Genomic DNA, 14,904 nt, shown 5'->3' with positions numbered 1-14,904 from the left:
AGAATTATTGGCTGACTCTTTGAGTAACTTTAAGCCAGCTTATCTAAGTCCAGTTAGAGTCTGGCTAATTTGCCACTAATCTTGGCACCTTTTTCAATCGTAATTTCTTGATAAAAAATATTGCCTGCAATGACTGCGCTTGCCCGAATCGTAAGGGCGATATGTACTTGAAGATCGTTTTCAACGTTTCCAGCAATATCTGCTAATTGGCAATTGACTTCGCCTTGGACTCTACCTTCTTTCTCAACTAATAGTTCTGTCGTAGCAAGGCTGCCTTCAATTAACCCGGTTACGGTGGTTTTATTGGGGACGCTGAAACTGCCTCTTAAGCGAACCCCCTCACCAACAACTAGATTTCCTGCTCGCCTTATATTTTGCTCTTCTGGCAAAGTTGGCGCACTTTGGATTGCTTCACCAATCTCCTCGTTATGAGGCAAGTCTTTAGTAGGAATCATCTCTGATTGTGTATTTGGGGGCGCTTCTATCTCTTTTTTAAAAAACATAGTCACTACCGCTCTCAGTTAATGATTAGTAATAAAACTGTCAATTACTTACTCTAGCATCGGTTTGTGACAACTATTTAATCGGCCTCTATGTTTCTAGCACCTAAAACTAAGGTAGTCATTGTGATTCTCAAAGAAGTGCTGAAGGTAGCACGTGAGGAGAGAGGCTTGGGCTATGAAGAACTTGCTAAAGCTGTCTGCTTAAAAAAGTGGCACATAAGAGAGATTGAAGAAGCTGAAAGTTTTTCCACCTTTTACACAATGAACATCAAAATACAAGCTGCTAAGAAGATTGGCAATCATCTTGGCCTTTCAGAGGATCAGTTTCTATCTTCAAGTGAGTCAATAGGTTGAGTAATGTATTGGACTATTAAAGTTCGTCATTTTGATGAAAGTGGATCACATAGCTCAAAGATCAGAATACATGGAGAGAGTTTGAGAGAAGCTATGTCCAAGGTTCAAGATATATATCGAAAGTCTAAGCTTATCTCTTATCAGGTGGAAGATGGACCTGAGATTGAGTTTGAAGATTTAAATTAAAGTCTGAAATCTATTATTACTGAAAATGGTCAATCATTAACAGGGGTTTAGTTTTCTAGGATAGAAGGTTTATTGCACGGCGCGATTGTGATCTATTGGCTAGATCTTTGATTCACCCGCTTTGATAATTCCTCAGCACTTTCTTTTCGCTCACTGTAGCGATCAGTCAAATAGCCTGAAACTGAGCGAGTCAATAAGGTAAATTTAACCAGCTCTTCCATCACATCTACTACACGATCATAGTTTGCGGATGGCTTCATGCGATTGGTGTCATCAAACTCTAGAAATGCTTTGGGTACGGATGATTGATTGGGAATCGTGATCATCCGCATCCATCTGCCCAGAACTCTCATTTGATTGAGCGCATTAAAAGATTGCGAACCACCGCTCACTTGTAATAAAGCTAAAGTCTTACCTTGAGAGGGTCTGACAGCGCCAACGCTAAGTGGTATCCAATCGATTTGAGATTTCATCAGCCCTGTCATAGCGCCATGGCGCTCTGGACTACTCCAAATCATTCCCTCCGACCACTCTACAAGTTCTCTGAGTTCTACTACTTTGGGATGTGTTTCAGGAGCGTCATCTACTTGCGGCAATCCATGAGGATTAAAAAACTTAGTCTCACAGCCCATCGCCTTTAATATGCGTTCCGCTTCTTCTGCTAAAAGGCGACTAAAGGACCTCTCTCTCAATGATCCATATAAAAGCAAAATCTTAGGTGGGTGACTAGACAAAGAGTTGCCGTGAGTTTCATCAAGACTTGGCTTATGAAAGAGTTCTTTGTCGATATTAGGAAGGTCGGTCATAGGTAGAGTGTAATGAGTAATTGGCTGTAATAAAACTGTCATAGATTAGCAAAGTAGATTCCGTACAATCAAAAATCAATCAACAAAAAGTAGGATCTAAGCCAAATGAAGCAATACAACATTCTCTTTCTATGTACCCACAACTCCGCTCGCTCAGTATTGGGAGAGGCTTTGGCATCTACACATCAAAGTGGATTATTTGTTGGATATTCCGCAGGATCAACTCCTGGCACTTCAGTCAATCCAATTGCGGCTGAATTGACTAAAGAAATGGGCTACGATCAAAGCAAGTTGAGAAGCAAGAGCTGGGATGAGTATGGCTTGCCCGATGCCCCTAAGATGGATTTCATTGTGACTGTTTGTGACAATGCCGCCGGTGAAGTCTGTCCAGTATGGCCCGGTAACCCAGCGACAGCTCACTGGGGCTTTCCTGATCCATCGCAAGTTCAAGGTAGTGATGAAGAAAAGCGTAAGGCGTTTAAAGATGTCATGATTGGTTTGAAAAAGCGTATCGAGCTCTTGGCATCTATGCCGCTAGATAAGCTGGACTCAATGAGCTTAAAAGAGATTCATACCAAGGCTTGATTCTTAAATGGATTAGGCATCCTCAGCTCTGACCGATTCCACGCCGGGCCACCAAGAAACACCAAAACCACCTTCGGGCGGTTTTTTCATGCCTAGCCCCTTAGTTTTACTCGCGTCACACATTAAACATAAATTACCAGTAGAGTATTTACATAACCTTAAAAGGAGATCTAAATGAATCGTATTAAGAGCGTATTAATTGCTTTGATCGCTACGGCTACATTAGCCGCTTGCGCTTCAATGACTGGAGTGGCATTGGCACCATTTACTAAGGCTAACGATGGCGTTTTAGCAGGCAATAACAATATGACCTTGTATATCTATACCAAGGATGTAGCCGGTTCAGGCAAGTCAGTTTGTAATGGCATGTGCGCAACGAATTGGCCGCCCCTATTAGTTGATGGAAGTCCTGCCGTCTCTGCTGGTTATTCAATCGTTACTCGCGATGATGGCAAAAAGCAGTTAGCCTTTAATGGCATGCCTTTGTATTTTTATGCCAAGGACACAAAACCAGGGGACAAGATTGGTGATGGCCGCTCAGAGGGTGCTTGGCAGATTATCAAGATGTAACAGTTATTCAGGATTAGTGTCCTGAGGCTCTGGTTCGATTCCACACCGGGCCACCAAGAAATACCAAAACCACCTTCGGGTGGTTTTTCTTTGGGTGTCTAATATGGGTCGTTAGCCACCGTCCAGAAAAGTGAGTGTTACTTTAAGTCACGCTTATCAATCCCTCAAAAGTACCTTGGAGCAATAAGGTGTTAGATGGTTGCTCCAAAATTCCTTTGGTTTTGAAAACCAATGAGTGAGAGGCTACTTCCTTTAAATCCATGAATTTGCTTACACATTTGCTTACACACCGACACTGACCACCCGCAGATCCCCTGTTTATATAGGTCTATCTTGGGTGTCTGCTCTCATAATCCTTTGGTCCCAGGTTCAAGTCCTGGTGGGCCCACCAATGAAATCAACGACTTAGGGAGAAATTCCTAAGTTGTTTTTCTTTCTGTGTAGTTGGTGTGTAGCGCATATCACCGTTAGACCCCAATAGATATATGGCTCTAGCTTGGGCATCTTAACTATTAGTACATTTAACTGAACCTGAAATTAGTAATCTTCTTCATCGGCATCCTCATCTTCAGTAATTCCCACATAGCTTTTCTCTTCCTTGGCCCAGTAGTATTTGTATGGATCTTCTGGTTCAGTTGCAAGCTTCTTGAATAAATTTACCCTTTTCTTCAGGGGATGCTTTTCTTCTGCAAAGTGTCGAACAATATTGAGCCAATGTTCTGCGTATCTCTTTTCTTGATCTGAGAAATCATTGGTGGCAGCTTCAATGCTAATTAGATAGTTTTCTAACTCGCGTAGTTCTTGAATAAGTTTTGATTCTTGAAGGGCTTTATCAAGTTGAGCGTGTTGACTTGTAACTATGTTTTCATTATGAATTCTTATGGCTTTTTTGCGCTCGTATTCAACTTGCTCCCTGTATCGACGTTCCCGTTCAGCTTTTATGTCACTTGGCGCTTCTAAAAGATAGTGCAGAACCAAATCCATTTGCTGCTCTAGTTTGATGCGTTTTTGGTCCTTGAATATCTCAGGGTAATATTTAAACTCATGCTTAATCTCAAAGTAAATAACGCCATTGGGATAATTTCTGTAGTCGCCGCTATAAACGTCAAGCTTCTCAAGCAACTTTTGACTCTTGATTGACAAGCTGGTTTTCGAATAACCCTCTCTAATATTGATATACATCTTTTCGCCATCCTTTTCTATAGCGAATTCTTTCTGTCTATAACGATCTTTTTCCTCAAATAAGAATTTGTACCCTTCATCAGCCAAGGCTTTAAGAATTGGATCTAGGATTTTTAGACTTCGAAACATTGTGGAAAAGGATGCGCAAATGGGAATGCACCCATCTGAGGGCCGATAATGAAATCGTCCTTTATCCTCGTATGGCATATCGTCACCTAAAGATCTGTAACGTGAGTTGCCATTTTTACGATGCTTTTCAATAGCCTGTTGATAGCGTGTTGCTAAGTCGTAGATGTTCTTGGTGAGTGGATGCAACTTAGTTAGATCTTTAAGAGGTTTTAGTTTTTGCTCTGGCGATTTTTCTAAGGCCTCCTCTATGGCCTTATCACGTTGATGTGCCTCTCTCGCGACCTTGATAGCTACGGGATTAATTTCAATTTCGGGGTTGTATTTGGGTCTTGGAATTTCAGGTTTTGCAAAGCCTTTGCCGTAAAGTAGTTTTTGCCAATGACCCTGTGGCGGCAGCGGAATCTCAAACTTAATACAAGCTTTACGAAGCCCAACATCGCTGCAACCAAAATTTTTAGCAAGCTTAGTCATGGGTGTAACCCAAACTTGTTCAAAGAGCTCTAAACGGGTGGTTTTCATGGGATCCTCCTTTAGTGGAATTCTATGAAGATTACGCGAGAGCGTTACTTTAAGTAACGCTTGTTAAGATCGTTTACCTATGCTAATATGCATGAAAATTCAATAAAAAATCATGCAAAAAGAGCCAGTAAAAGCCTCCTTAAGTACTTTGCCTGAAGTGCGCAATAGCGCATTGGGGAGACTTCGCTCGCACCTTAAGAGGGGTCATGTCTATAGAAGAGAGGATCTTCTAGGTGACTCCAATGCAGTTGATCGTCATTTAAAACAATTGGTTGATGCAGGTGATTTAGAAAAGCTTGCCCAAGGACTATATTACGCACCCAAATCATCTGTATTTGGTAGGGTGCCTCCGAAAGACAGTGAGCTAGTAGAAGCTTTTTTAAAAGACGAGAACTTTTTGTTGCTCTCACCTAATAGCTACAACTCCTTGGGTCTAGGAACAACCCAGCTCTATAACAAGACTGTGGTGTATAACCATAAACGCCATGGCGTCTTTAAATTGGGTAATAGAAGTTTTGAATTTCGGGTAAAACCGCGCTTTCCAAAAAAGCTGGATAAAGAATTCTTATTGGTGGATCTACTGAATAATCTAGATTCGCTTGCTGAGAATAAAGATGATGTATTGGCTAAGGCAGAGAAGCAGTTAAATAAGTTTGAAACTGCTAAATTGCAAAAAACAGTTAGTGCTTATGGGGCAGGGAGAACGAAGAAGCGGGTTTCATCTTGGTTGCGTGATACGCAGAGAGCGAGTACTTAGTGCTTTTGCATGAACATAAGGATTTCAAAGATCTGATTGCTACTGTATCAGACAATATGGGTATTGATCCCACATTGGTTGAAAAGGATTATTGGATCATGCATTGCCTTTGGGGATTGCAGCAACAAGGATTTACATTTGAATTGAAAGGCGGAACTTCATTATCCAAGGGGTTTGGGCTCATTCATCGCTTTTCCGAAGATATTGATATCCGCATTGAGCCGCCAGCAGGCATGGATGTTAAGACTGGCAAAAATCAAGATAAAGAAGCGCATATAAAATCTCGATCTGATTTTTACGATTGGGTTGCCAGTGAACTGAAGATTCTTGGTATACAAGATGTTGTGCGAGATCATGCATTTGATGACTCAGAAAAAATGCGCAGTGGTGGGGTCCGCTTAAATTACCAATCAATAATGCCATCGTTGGGTGGTTTAAAGGATGGTGTTTTATTAGAGTTAGGCTTTGACGATACGGCACCCAATCAGCCGGTAGATATTTCATCATGGGCATACGATTATGCAATTAAGTACGTCAAAGACATTGATGATAATAGAGCCAAAAATGTCTTGTGTTACTTGCCTGAATATACTTTTGTGGAAAAACTGCAAACCATCTCTACGAAGTATCGCCAATACAAAGATGGCAAAGGATTTCCTAAGAACTTCCTAAGGCATTACTACGACGTATATTGTTTATTGGATTACCCATCAGTGTTGGAATTTATTAAGACTGATAGGTATCAGACTAGGAAGGTAGAGCGTTTTCCCAAGTCCGATAACTTAATCATTTCTCAAAACCCAGCTTTTCTTCTGAGTGATTCGGAAGACCGAAAGTTGTTTGAATCAGAATATCAAAAAGTAGCTAGCCTATATTACAAAGGCCAGCCAAATTTTCCTGATCTATTAAATCGGATAAGTCAGCATCTAAAGGTTTTGTAGGTATATCCATTTTGGAGCAACGAAGTGTTAGATGGTTGCTCCAAAATTCCTTTGGTTTGGAAAACCAAAGAGTGAGATTGTGTTTATTGTGATCTTGTTAATCTAGTCACACAAATACTCACACACCGATAATGAGACGCTGTAACCTCTTGAAATCCTAATGGTTTTCTTTGGATGTCTGCTCTCATAATCCTTTGGTCCCAGGTTCAAGTCCTGGTGGGCCCACCAGAAATGAAAATACCAACCTTCGGGTTGGTATTTTTTTGTCCATAATTAGGTATGCAGAAAAAAATTAAAGAATTCGAGAAAGCTAAAGAGCTAATAGAGCTTATGTCCTCAGTATCTAATCTAGAGGAGCATGAAGAGTATTGGAAAGAATTTCTACACAGTTTAGATAGAGGCTTTAATAAGCTAAAAGATTTATATAAAAATGATAAGCGAGCTAAAAGGGTAATTGATACTATAAACACGGCTAGAAATTCAGATCCTTTAATAGCCTACCTAATGCAAGCAAGAAATTCGGATGAGCATTCTATGCGTCAGATTACCGATAAGGCTGGAGGTTATACAAAAATTACAGGCGGATTGGGTGGTGGAAAAATAATTAGAGGAATTCTTGAAGGTGGAAAAGCGCCCGATAATTTAGTAATAGAGGGAAATTTTGATATTGAATTCAAAATTGATTCTTTACATATTATTTTGGTAATCAATTGTGGGAAAAAATTTGATCCGCCTAAAATATGTGCAGGTAAAGATATTTCTACCGAAACCCCGCATATCATTGCAGCAATTGGTCTAGATTTTTATCTTGAAAAAATATCTCAAATAGAAATAGCAATTGGCACATCATAGATAAGCGTTACTTTAAGTTACGCTCGTTCCCCGCAATCTCCCCAATAATCACCAAAAATAGCCACACTTTCTTTTGGCTAAATTGACCCCTGTTTTTGCTCCAATCAGCTTGCTCTAGCCTAGCGTCAGAAGCTAAAGTATGTGTATGGCAACTAAAAAAGAAAGTACACATCAACTCATACACCGTAACCTAACCCTCTATCAGCGCGAGCATAGCGCCGTGTGGCAATGTCGCTATAAGGTGGATAACAAGTGGATACGCTCTACTACCAAAGAGACTCACTTGATTTAGCGGTGAATAGGGTTAAAAGGGCCTCAGGGCGCATATAAGTACTATTTATTCAGGGTTTCTTGTCAATCCTTGACGAAAAACTTTACAATAATTTAATAAAACTTTACAATAATTTCACAAAACTTTACAAAAATAGATATGAAATTTGCCAATACAAAGCGCTCCCAAGAAATACGTCAGTTCTTGGTAGATGGCGTTAAAGCCAATCAACTCGATTTAGCTCATGCCGCAATGGAAAGGTTTGGCCTTACAAGGCAGGCTATCCATGCTCATTTTGCAGCGTTAGTTAAGGATGGATTTTTAGCTTCCAGCGGCAGCACGAAGGCGCGTGTATATCAGTTAGGCGTAAAACGATTTCATGATGGCCTATTTAAATTAAGTGGGCTGGAGGAGTCTGAAGTCTATTCACGTGACTTTAGTGAAATATTTAATGGCTTGCCTAAAGAAATTGCCAATATTTGCCATTACGGTTTTACTGAAATGCTAAACAATGCCATTGATCATTCAGAAGGTACTGAGGTCTATATTCATGTAGAAAGAACGCCTGATTTTGTTTCAATATCAATTGTTGATAATGGCGAGGGAATTTTTAACCATATTGCTAGATTATTGAAGTTACATGATCCACGCGAGTCTATTTTGGAGTTGAGCAAAGGAAAGCTCACTACCGATCCACGAAATCATACTGGGCAAGGAATCTTTTTCTCATCCCGTGCGTTCGATGAATTCTTTATTTTCTCTGGTGATTTAGTCTTTACGCATGCTGATGGTTCGGGAATAGATTTTTTACTTCATAACGAAAACAGTCATCAAGGAACCAGGGTTGTCATGAAAATAGCGCTTAATTCAGAAAGAGTACTACGTACGGTATTTGATAGTTTTAGCGGTACGGAAGATGAAGATTACGCGTTTAATAAAACCGTTGTTCCAGTGAAGTTGGCTCTATATGAAGGTGGGCAACTTATTTCGCGTTCGCAGGCGAAGCGAATTTTAAATCGTGTTGATCGTTTTAAGACTGTACTATTAGATTTTAAAGGTGTTGAATCAATTGGTCAGGCATTTGCGGACGAAGTGTTTCGTGTTTTTATTAAACAAAATCCGCAAATTACCATTCACCCTATTAATGAGAGCTTAGAGGTTAAAAAAATGATTAAGGCTGCTCAAAGCATTTAGGGTAGAAACAAGACGGCATCCAGCTAAGTCGAGCAATCGATATGATGAAGGCATAGTCAAGGGAGTAGTGAAAGCTACACAAACCGGAATCCTTTGGTCCCAGGTTCAAGTCCTGGTGGGCCCACCAGAAAAGCAAACCCTCATCAGCAATGGTAGGGGTTTTGTCTTTTAGCTCTTTTGAATTAGTTGCTCAAATGCATTCATAAATGACTCAGGAGGCTGAGCTCCTTGTAAAAGATGCTGGTTATCAAGAATAATCGAAGGAACAGAACTGATACCAGCGCCTGTATAGGTAGATTGTTCTTCACGCACTTCGTCAGTAAACTCTTTGCCTTTGAGTATTTCTCGAGCTCGGTCTTTATCTAATCCGGCACGCATTACTGCATCTACCAGGTTATCTTGATCATCTAAATTTACGGCAAGGCAAAAGTAAGTAATGAGTAATTCTTTTTTAAGCTCGGCTTGTTTTTGCAAGCTGTATTCTTTCGCGGCCCAATACAAAAGACGATGACAATCAAAGGTGTTGTAAACCCTTTTCCGTCCTTCCGGATGAAACTCAAATCCTGCTTCTGAAGCTTTCGTTCGTATATTAGCTTGGTTAGCTTGGACCTGTTCTACGGTTAAGCCATATTTTTCGGTGAGATGTTCAATGGCGTCTTGACCACCTAAGGGCATCTTCGGGTTGAGCTCAAAGGGTCGAAAATGAACTTCAAAATTTGCTTTATCACTTAATTGGGCAATTGCCTGATTAAGATTGCCTAAGCCTACGGCACACCAAGGGCAAGCAACATCCGATACATAGTCAATTTTGATTGTTGGTTTCATGCGCTTTATTCTACAGAAGCCAAGTTATTGGGATTGAAATATTAACTTTCGAATGTGGTGCTAGAGTTGGGGTTCTAGTAGCCTCACCAGCAACATTAATCCCACCTCTAGGGTTGGTATTTTTGGACTACATTCAGCTTAAAGGCATAGATAAATCAGCTTAGTATTACTGTAGCTTAAATCAATATACGAATGGTACTTATGTCATTAGATGCATTGTTTTCTGGATTTCAGGCACGTGTTTTTGAGGTGAATGGGGTTCAGATTGCTGGCCATGTGGGTGGGACTGGCTCACCACTATTGCTGCTGCATGGACATCCCCAAACCCACGCCATTTGGCATAAGGTTGCGCCAGAGCTCATGAAGAAGCACACATTAGTAATGACGGACTTACGGGGTTATGGTGACTCTTCTAAGCCACAGGGTACAAGTGATCATGGTAATTATTCAAAGAGAGTGATGGCGCAGGATCAAGTGGAAGTAATGCAGCAACTTGGATTTAATCGTTTTGATGTGCTGGCGCACGATCGCGGTGCGCGAGTCGCTCATCGTCTAGCAATGGACCATGCCGAATCAGTCAGAAGCTTGATCATGCTCGATATTGCTCCAACGCTCTCTATGTATGAAAAAACTAATGATGCATTTGCCAAAGCCTACTGGCACTGGTTCTTTTTAATACAGCCTTTTCCTCTACCAGAGCGACTAATTGAGGCGGATCCTGCCGCTTATATTCGGGATTTAATGGGAAGGCGCCATGCCGGACTCAAGCCCTTTGATCCTAGGGCTTTAGCTGAATACATGCGTTGTATTGCCTTGCCTGGAGCTGCTCATGGCATGTGTGAGGATTACCGCGCTGCAGCTGGAATTGATTTGATTCATGATCGCGAAGATATTGCAGCTGGTAGGAAGTTGGAGATGCCAACGATGGTACTTTGGGGTGCAGATGGAGTTGTTGATAAATGCTTTAAGCCCCTAGAGGAGTGGCAGGCGATTTGTCGAAGTGTGGTTGGTGAGACCTTGCCATGCGGGCATTATCTTCCAGAGGAGGCTCCAGAGATTCTGCTGGAAAAAGTGACGACATTTTTAAATCGGGATAGTTTATGAGCGCTAAAACCCTGTATCAAAAATTAGTGGATTCTCATACGGTAGTGAAGTTGGATGAGGAGAATGTGCTGCTCTTCTGCGATTTACATTTGATGAATGAATATACGAGTCCACAAGCGTTTTCAGGTCTCGATGAAAAAGGTCGTGGAGTGCTTATTCCGGGGCAGAACATCTCTGTTATAAGTCACATCATCCCCACCCATAATGAAATGCCCAGAAAGATTGCTGATCCAGCCTCTTCATTGCAAGCTCTCAACCTAAAGAAGAATTGTGTGAAGCACAATATCCCTTTGTTTGATACTAATCATCCATTACAAGGTATTGAACATGTCGTATCCCCTGAGCATGGCATGGTACGTCCGGGGATGGTGATCATTTGTGGCGATAGTCACACTACTACCTACGGAGCCTTAGGAGCCCTAGGTTTCGGTATTGGCACATCCGAAGTTGAGCACGTGTTGGCTACACAAACTTTGGTATACCGCTTAGCTAAAAATATGCACATCAAGATCAGTGGCACATTGCCAGTGGGTACCACCTCTAAAGACATGATATTGAACATCATTAGTCAGATTGGTGCTAAGGGTGCAATTGGCTACGTAGTGGAGTTTAGCGGATCTGCATTAAAAGATTTGAGTACTGAGGCGCGCTTTACTTTATGCAATATGGCAGTGGAGGCAGGTGCTCGAGGAGCTTTAATTGCACCAGATCAAACAGCGATTGATTACGTATTAGCAAGATGTCCTGATATTGTGGGCGAGATGAGGGACCGTGCATTAGCGTATTGGGCAGACTTATATTCCGATAAAGATGCTCAGTTTGAAAAAGAATATGAATTCGATGCAAGTGATATGGCGCCCTTTGTCACTTGGGGAACCAGTCCAGATCAAGCGATTGCCATTAATGACTCAATTCCTCAAAAGGATTCTATTAAGGATCCGCTAGATAAGCTGAGTCTTGAACAAGCGTTGAGATATACCAAGTTATCTGATGGTCAAACATTGGAGGGCACACCAATTGACCACGTCTTTATCGGTTCTTGCACTAACGGGCGCATTGAAGACTTGCGGAACGTGCTTGCCGTAATCGGCGATCGCAAAGTAGCATCTGGTGTTCGAGCCATGGTTGTGCCTGGCTCTGGCGCTGTTAAAGCCCAAGCTGAAAAAGAGGGGATTGCTGACAAGCTCATTGCTGCTGGTTTTGAATGGCGCAAGCCTGGTTGTTCTATGTGCCTTGCTATGAATGATGATGTTCTGGCTGCTGGCATACGCTGTGCTTCTACAACTAATCGGAACTTTGAAGGTCGTCAAGGTAGAGGCGCAATTACCCATTTGATGAGTCCTGCTATGGCCGCTGCTGCCGCAGTTACCGGCAAGATTACGGATGTGCGTAAATTACAAGGAGCTGTAAATGCATAAGCTATCCAAAATTCATGGTCATGCTGCCGCATTGCACATTGCTAATTTCGATACCGATCAAGTAATGCCAAAGCAGTTTTTGCGCGGTATCGATAAGGCTGGCTTAGCACAGGGTTTATTTTATGATCTGCGCTTTGATGAGTATGGAAACCCAAAACAAAACTTCTTTTTGAATCAGCCTGCTTATGAGAGAACTGATGTTTTGATTACAGGTCCAAACTATGGATGTGGCTCTAGTCGTGAACACGCTGTTTGGGGAATGCAGCAGTTTGGGTTTAAGGCAGTCATTGCTTCTAGCTTTGCAGAAATCTTCTACTCCAATGCAATGGGGAATGGCTTATTGTTGGCTGTTTTGCCTGAAGATCAAGTGCAAGCCCTAATGAAAGAGGCTGATGACAAGGGCGCACCAATGAGTCTCGATATTGATATTGAGAATCTCACGGTTCGCACTCTTCATCATGAGTTCACATTTGTCATGTCAGCAAGGCATCGCCGTATGTTCTTGGAAGGTTTGGATGTGATTGGTCTTACCTTAAAGTACAAGACAGAAATTGATGCCTTTGCCCAAGAGCACTGGAATGAGCAACCCTGGGTAAAGGATGTTGCAAGAAAAACTATGGATAGGTTAAATTGAGTTTACTCAGCGTCAGATTCAATTGCTTGCTATGCTTTGTATCATTTGAAATATCTGAATGTAATAAATGAATATCAACTCTGACTATAGCAAGAGAGTCGTGATTAATCACCATGATTTACCTTGGGTTCCTAGCCCTGAAGCAGGTATTGAGAGACGCATGCTTGATCGTATTGGCGATGAAATTGCAAAAGCAACCTCGATCGTTCGTTATTTACCTAATGCTCATTTTCCAACGCACACCCATGAATTTGGTGAAGAGATATTAGTGCTGGATGGGGTATTTAGCGATGAAACCGGCGATTATCCGGCTGGCACCTACATCATGAATCCCCCTGGGTCCTCTCATGCACCTCACAGTAAAACTGGCTGCACTCTTTTTGTGAAACTACGACATCTTGGCGTTGAGCATGTGGAACGAGAGCTCATCGATACAAAAAAAGCCCCTTGGCATCAAGGCATGGTGCCTGGCCTTCATGTAATGCCACTCATGCGGCAGGGCAATGGCTCAACTTTGGTGCAATGGGCTCCCCAAACCTATTTCAATCCACATAAGCACTATGGTGGCGAAGAAATCTTTGTGGTGGATGGTGTGTTTGAAGATGAACATGGACGTTATCCAGCTGGATCCTGGATCAGGAGCCCTCATCTAAGTTTGCATCAGCCTTTCAGCAAAGAGGGATGTACTATATTTGTTAAGACTGGGCATTTATTAGATTGATTGTGTTTACGGAATTTTTTATGAAAAATTTATTCAAAGTATTTTTATTCCCCCTATTTTTAATTGGCTTAACTCCCTCGTGCGCACAAGCAGATCCACCACTTCCTCCATTTTATGAAGCCGTAACAAAAATGAGCCCCGAAGGAAAATTGGGGCAAATCGTAAAGCAAGAGAAAATTAAAACATCAGTGAAGGGTGCGCAAGCATGGAGAATTGCTTATATTTCATCTGATGTGGGTGAGCGCAAGACTATTGCTACTGGGGTTGCTATTACCCCTCTGGGGGTTGCCCCAAAAGAAGGGAGACCCATTTTGGCTTGGGCACACGGTACTACGGGTTCAGCTCAAAATTGCGGCCCTTCCCAAATTATTGATCCAACCGCTCCTTTAAATGAATATTTCTTGGCGGATGGAAACTCTTGGACTGACTACGGTATTCCGAATGTTGAGCAATTCATTAAGGAAGGTTATGTGATCGTTGCCACGGATTATCAAGGGTTGGGTGGTGGCGGTAAGCATCAATATGCTGTTGCGGCAACCAATGGTAGGGATGTGATTAATTCTCTAAGAGCAGCAAGCTCAATGAAAGAGCTAGGTGCTGGTAAGAAGGCGATTGCTTATGGCTGGTCGCAAGGTGGTGGAGCAATTCTTGCTGCTGCAAGTCTGCCTGACTATCAGACCCTTCCAGGCACTGTCGCAGACAATCTTCAATACCTTGGTTTTGTTGGCTTGGCGCCAGATGATCAAGCAGCTATGCTCCGCAACCCACCGACTGATGAGCTTGGGGCGAATAAATTGATCAATGGATTTACTCAGGCTAACGTCCCAAACATATTTTTATTTGCGCACTATGTGATGGGTCTTTGGGGTACTCAAGCCGCATATCCACATCTCAAGTTGACAGATATTCTGACGGATGAGGGTGCAAAGTTTGTGGATAAATTGGCTAGCAATAAATGTGTCCATGTGATGGCAGACTCTTTTAACTATGCCTATGGAGATAAGTACAAGTCTTTACTGAAGCCACAGGCTAGCAACTCCTTGGCTTGGGTGAAGGCATTAATTGATGGGAGTGTGAAGCCAGTGAAGCCTGTAGCCCCAGTCGTTATCTACTGGGGCACCAAAGATACTGCAGTTCCCCCAATCGAGCATGAGCTGTATCAAAAGCAGATGTGCACTATAGGTGCAAATGTACAGAGAGTCCAGTTGCCAGGAGAGCAAACCCACTTTACTACTCCTAGTGTCTCAGCCCCAATGTATCTAGCTTGGATTAAAGATCGGATTGCTGGAAAGCAGTTAGCAAATGGATGTCCAGCAAATTAGTTAGGTGCTTAATCCTAAGCAGGCTAAAAGA

Annotated in this window: 17 protein-coding genes; 13 read left to right on the top strand and 4 right to left on the bottom strand. The window is 42.1% G+C overall.

Annotation, left to right across the window (positions count from 1 at the left end; genetic code table 11):
- Nucleotides 1–53: 53 nt before the first annotated feature.
- Nucleotides 54–503 carry a bactofilin family protein gene (locus tag ICN26_RS10775; protein WP_216268379.1) on the bottom strand — a complete coding sequence of 150 codons (450 nt, stop codon included), beginning with the start codon at nt 501–503 and terminating at the stop codon, nt 54–56.
- Nucleotides 504–626: 123 nt separating this feature from the next.
- Between ICN26_RS10775 and ICN26_RS10770 the strand changes: the two genes are divergently transcribed.
- Nucleotides 627–857, top strand: coding sequence for a helix-turn-helix domain-containing protein (locus tag ICN26_RS10770; protein ID WP_216268378.1), 231 nt, complete (start codon nt 627–629; stop codon nt 855–857).
- Between the two features lie 278 nt (nt 858–1,135).
- On the opposite strand, the gene arsH is transcribed toward ICN26_RS10770, so the two are convergent.
- Complete coding sequence (gene arsH / locus ICN26_RS10765; RefSeq protein ID WP_216268377.1) at nt 1,136–1,849, bottom strand: arsenical resistance protein ArsH; 714 nt, start codon at nt 1,847–1,849, stop codon at nt 1,136–1,138.
- A 105-nt stretch (nt 1,850–1,954) separates the two neighbouring features.
- Here arsH and ICN26_RS10760 point away from each other — a divergent pair, with 105 nt between their 5' ends.
- Both ICN26_RS10760 and ICN26_RS10755 read left to right on the top strand, forming a co-directional pair.
- The gene (locus ICN26_RS10760; RefSeq protein ID WP_112314311.1) at nt 1,955–2,434 is read left to right on the top strand and encodes an arsenate reductase ArsC; all 480 of its coding nucleotides are present in this window, start codon (nt 1,955–1,957) and stop codon (nt 2,432–2,434) included.
- A gap of 174 nt (nt 2,435–2,608) precedes the next feature.
- Nucleotides 2,609–3,004: a COG4315 family predicted lipoprotein gene (locus ICN26_RS10755; protein ID WP_216268376.1), complete on the top strand. Its 396-nt coding sequence runs from the start codon at nt 2,609–2,611 to the stop codon at nt 3,002–3,004.
- 537 nt (nt 3,005–3,541) lie between these two features.
- On the opposite strand, the gene ICN26_RS10750 is transcribed toward ICN26_RS10755, so the two are convergent.
- The gene (locus ICN26_RS10750; protein ID WP_216268375.1) at nt 3,542–4,834 is read right to left on the bottom strand and encodes a hypothetical protein; all 1,293 of its coding nucleotides are present in this window, start codon (nt 4,832–4,834) and stop codon (nt 3,542–3,544) included.
- A gap of 112 nt (nt 4,835–4,946) precedes the next feature.
- On the opposite strand from ICN26_RS10750, the gene ICN26_RS10745 reads away from it, so the two are divergent.
- The 5 genes from ICN26_RS10745 (at nt 4,947) to ICN26_RS10725 (ending at nt 8,849) form a co-directional block, all read left to right on the top strand.
- Complete coding sequence (locus ICN26_RS10745; protein WP_223146604.1) at nt 4,947–5,591, top strand: DUF6088 family protein; 645 nt, start codon at nt 4,947–4,949, stop codon at nt 5,589–5,591.
- 74 nt (nt 5,592–5,665) lie between these two features.
- The gene (locus tag ICN26_RS10740) at nt 5,666–6,532 is read left to right on the top strand and encodes a nucleotidyl transferase AbiEii/AbiGii toxin family protein (RefSeq protein ID WP_255534478.1); all 867 of its coding nucleotides are present in this window, start codon (nt 5,666–5,668) and stop codon (nt 6,530–6,532) included.
- 279 nt (nt 6,533–6,811) lie between these two features.
- On the top strand, nt 6,812–7,384 hold the full coding sequence (locus ICN26_RS10735; RefSeq protein ID WP_216268374.1) for a hypothetical protein: 573 nt from the start codon (nt 6,812–6,814) through the stop codon (nt 7,382–7,384).
- Between the two features lie 145 nt (nt 7,385–7,529).
- Complete coding sequence (locus tag ICN26_RS10730; RefSeq protein WP_216268373.1) at nt 7,530–7,676, top strand: hypothetical protein; 147 nt, start codon at nt 7,530–7,532, stop codon at nt 7,674–7,676.
- Between the two features lie 138 nt (nt 7,677–7,814).
- Nucleotides 7,815–8,849, top strand: coding sequence for an STAS-like domain-containing protein (locus tag ICN26_RS10725; RefSeq protein WP_216268372.1), 1,035 nt, complete (start codon nt 7,815–7,817; stop codon nt 8,847–8,849).
- 168 nt (nt 8,850–9,017) lie between these two features.
- Here ICN26_RS10725 and ICN26_RS10720 read toward each other — a convergent pair whose 3' ends face one another.
- Nucleotides 9,018–9,674 (bottom strand): DsbA family oxidoreductase, encoded by a 657-nt coding sequence (locus ICN26_RS10720; protein ID WP_216268371.1) that lies wholly within the window; start codon nt 9,672–9,674, stop codon nt 9,018–9,020.
- Between the two features lie 201 nt (nt 9,675–9,875).
- Here ICN26_RS10720 and ICN26_RS10715 point away from each other — a divergent pair, with 201 nt between their 5' ends.
- From ICN26_RS10715 to ICN26_RS10695, 5 genes are all read left to right on the top strand, one after another.
- Nucleotides 9,876–10,778, top strand: coding sequence for an alpha/beta fold hydrolase (locus ICN26_RS10715; protein WP_216268370.1), 903 nt, complete (start codon nt 9,876–9,878; stop codon nt 10,776–10,778).
- Nucleotides 10,775–12,196 carry a 3-isopropylmalate dehydratase large subunit gene (gene leuC, locus ICN26_RS10710; protein WP_216268369.1) on the top strand — a complete coding sequence of 474 codons (1,422 nt, stop codon included), beginning with the start codon at nt 10,775–10,777 and terminating at the stop codon, nt 12,194–12,196. The genes ICN26_RS10715 and leuC overlap by 4 nt, the downstream gene beginning before the upstream one ends.
- A complete protein-coding gene (leuD, locus tag ICN26_RS10705) occupies nt 12,189–12,830 on the top strand; it encodes a 3-isopropylmalate dehydratase small subunit (protein ID WP_216268368.1) in 642 nt (213 codons plus the stop codon). Before leuC ends, leuD begins: the two co-directional genes overlap by 8 nt.
- A 67-nt stretch (nt 12,831–12,897) precedes the next feature.
- Entirely contained in the window at nt 12,898–13,551 is a 654-nt protein-coding gene (locus ICN26_RS10700; protein WP_216268367.1) for a cupin domain-containing protein, read from the top strand.
- A gap of 20 nt (nt 13,552–13,571) precedes the next feature.
- Entirely contained in the window at nt 13,572–14,873 is a 1,302-nt protein-coding gene (locus ICN26_RS10695) for a lipase family protein (protein WP_216268366.1), read from the top strand.
- The last annotated feature ends 31 nt before the right edge of the window (nt 14,874–14,904 follow it).

The organism is Polynucleobacter hallstattensis (assembly GCF_018881835.1).
Classification (GTDB): domain Bacteria; phylum Pseudomonadota; class Gammaproteobacteria; order Burkholderiales; family Burkholderiaceae; genus Polynucleobacter; species Polynucleobacter hallstattensis.
Note: the sequence above shows the minus strand (reverse complement) of the source record. Positions and strands in the feature narration are given on the sequence as shown.

Excerpts from the sequence above, each read along its gene's own strand:
- ICN26_RS10775 (WP_216268379.1), bottom strand. The coding sequence starts at position 503 with ATGTTTTTTAAAAAAGAGATAGAAGCGCCCCCAAATACACAATCAGAG.
- arsH (WP_216268377.1), bottom strand. The coding sequence starts at position 1,849 with ATGACCGACCTTCCTAATATCGACAAAGAACTCTTTCATAAGCCAAGT.
- ICN26_RS10760 (WP_112314311.1), top strand. The coding sequence starts at position 1,955 with ATGAAGCAATACAACATTCTCTTTCTATGTACCCACAACTCCGCTCGC.
- ICN26_RS10755 (WP_216268376.1), top strand. The coding sequence starts at position 2,609 with ATGAATCGTATTAAGAGCGTATTAATTGCTTTGATCGCTACGGCTACA.
- ICN26_RS10750 (WP_216268375.1), bottom strand. The coding sequence starts at position 4,834 with ATGAAAACCACCCGTTTAGAGCTCTTTGAACAAGTTTGGGTTACACCC.
- ICN26_RS10745 (WP_223146604.1), top strand. The coding sequence starts at position 4,947 with ATGCAAAAAGAGCCAGTAAAAGCCTCCTTAAGTACTTTGCCTGAAGTG.
- ICN26_RS10735 (WP_216268374.1), top strand. The coding sequence starts at position 6,812 with ATGCAGAAAAAAATTAAAGAATTCGAGAAAGCTAAAGAGCTAATAGAG.
- ICN26_RS10730 (WP_216268373.1), top strand. The coding sequence starts at position 7,530 with ATGGCAACTAAAAAAGAAAGTACACATCAACTCATACACCGTAACCTA.
- ICN26_RS10725 (WP_216268372.1), top strand. The coding sequence starts at position 7,815 with ATGAAATTTGCCAATACAAAGCGCTCCCAAGAAATACGTCAGTTCTTG.
- ICN26_RS10720 (WP_216268371.1), bottom strand. The coding sequence starts at position 9,674 with ATGAAACCAACAATCAAAATTGACTATGTATCGGATGTTGCTTGCCCT.
- ICN26_RS10715 (WP_216268370.1), top strand. The coding sequence starts at position 9,876 with ATGTCATTAGATGCATTGTTTTCTGGATTTCAGGCACGTGTTTTTGAG.
- leuC (WP_216268369.1), top strand. The coding sequence starts at position 10,775 with ATGAGCGCTAAAACCCTGTATCAAAAATTAGTGGATTCTCATACGGTA.
- leuD (WP_216268368.1), top strand. The coding sequence starts at position 12,189 with ATGCATAAGCTATCCAAAATTCATGGTCATGCTGCCGCATTGCACATT.
- ICN26_RS10700 (WP_216268367.1), top strand. The coding sequence starts at position 12,898 with ATGAATATCAACTCTGACTATAGCAAGAGAGTCGTGATTAATCACCAT.
- ICN26_RS10695 (WP_216268366.1), top strand. The coding sequence starts at position 13,572 with ATGAAAAATTTATTCAAAGTATTTTTATTCCCCCTATTTTTAATTGGC.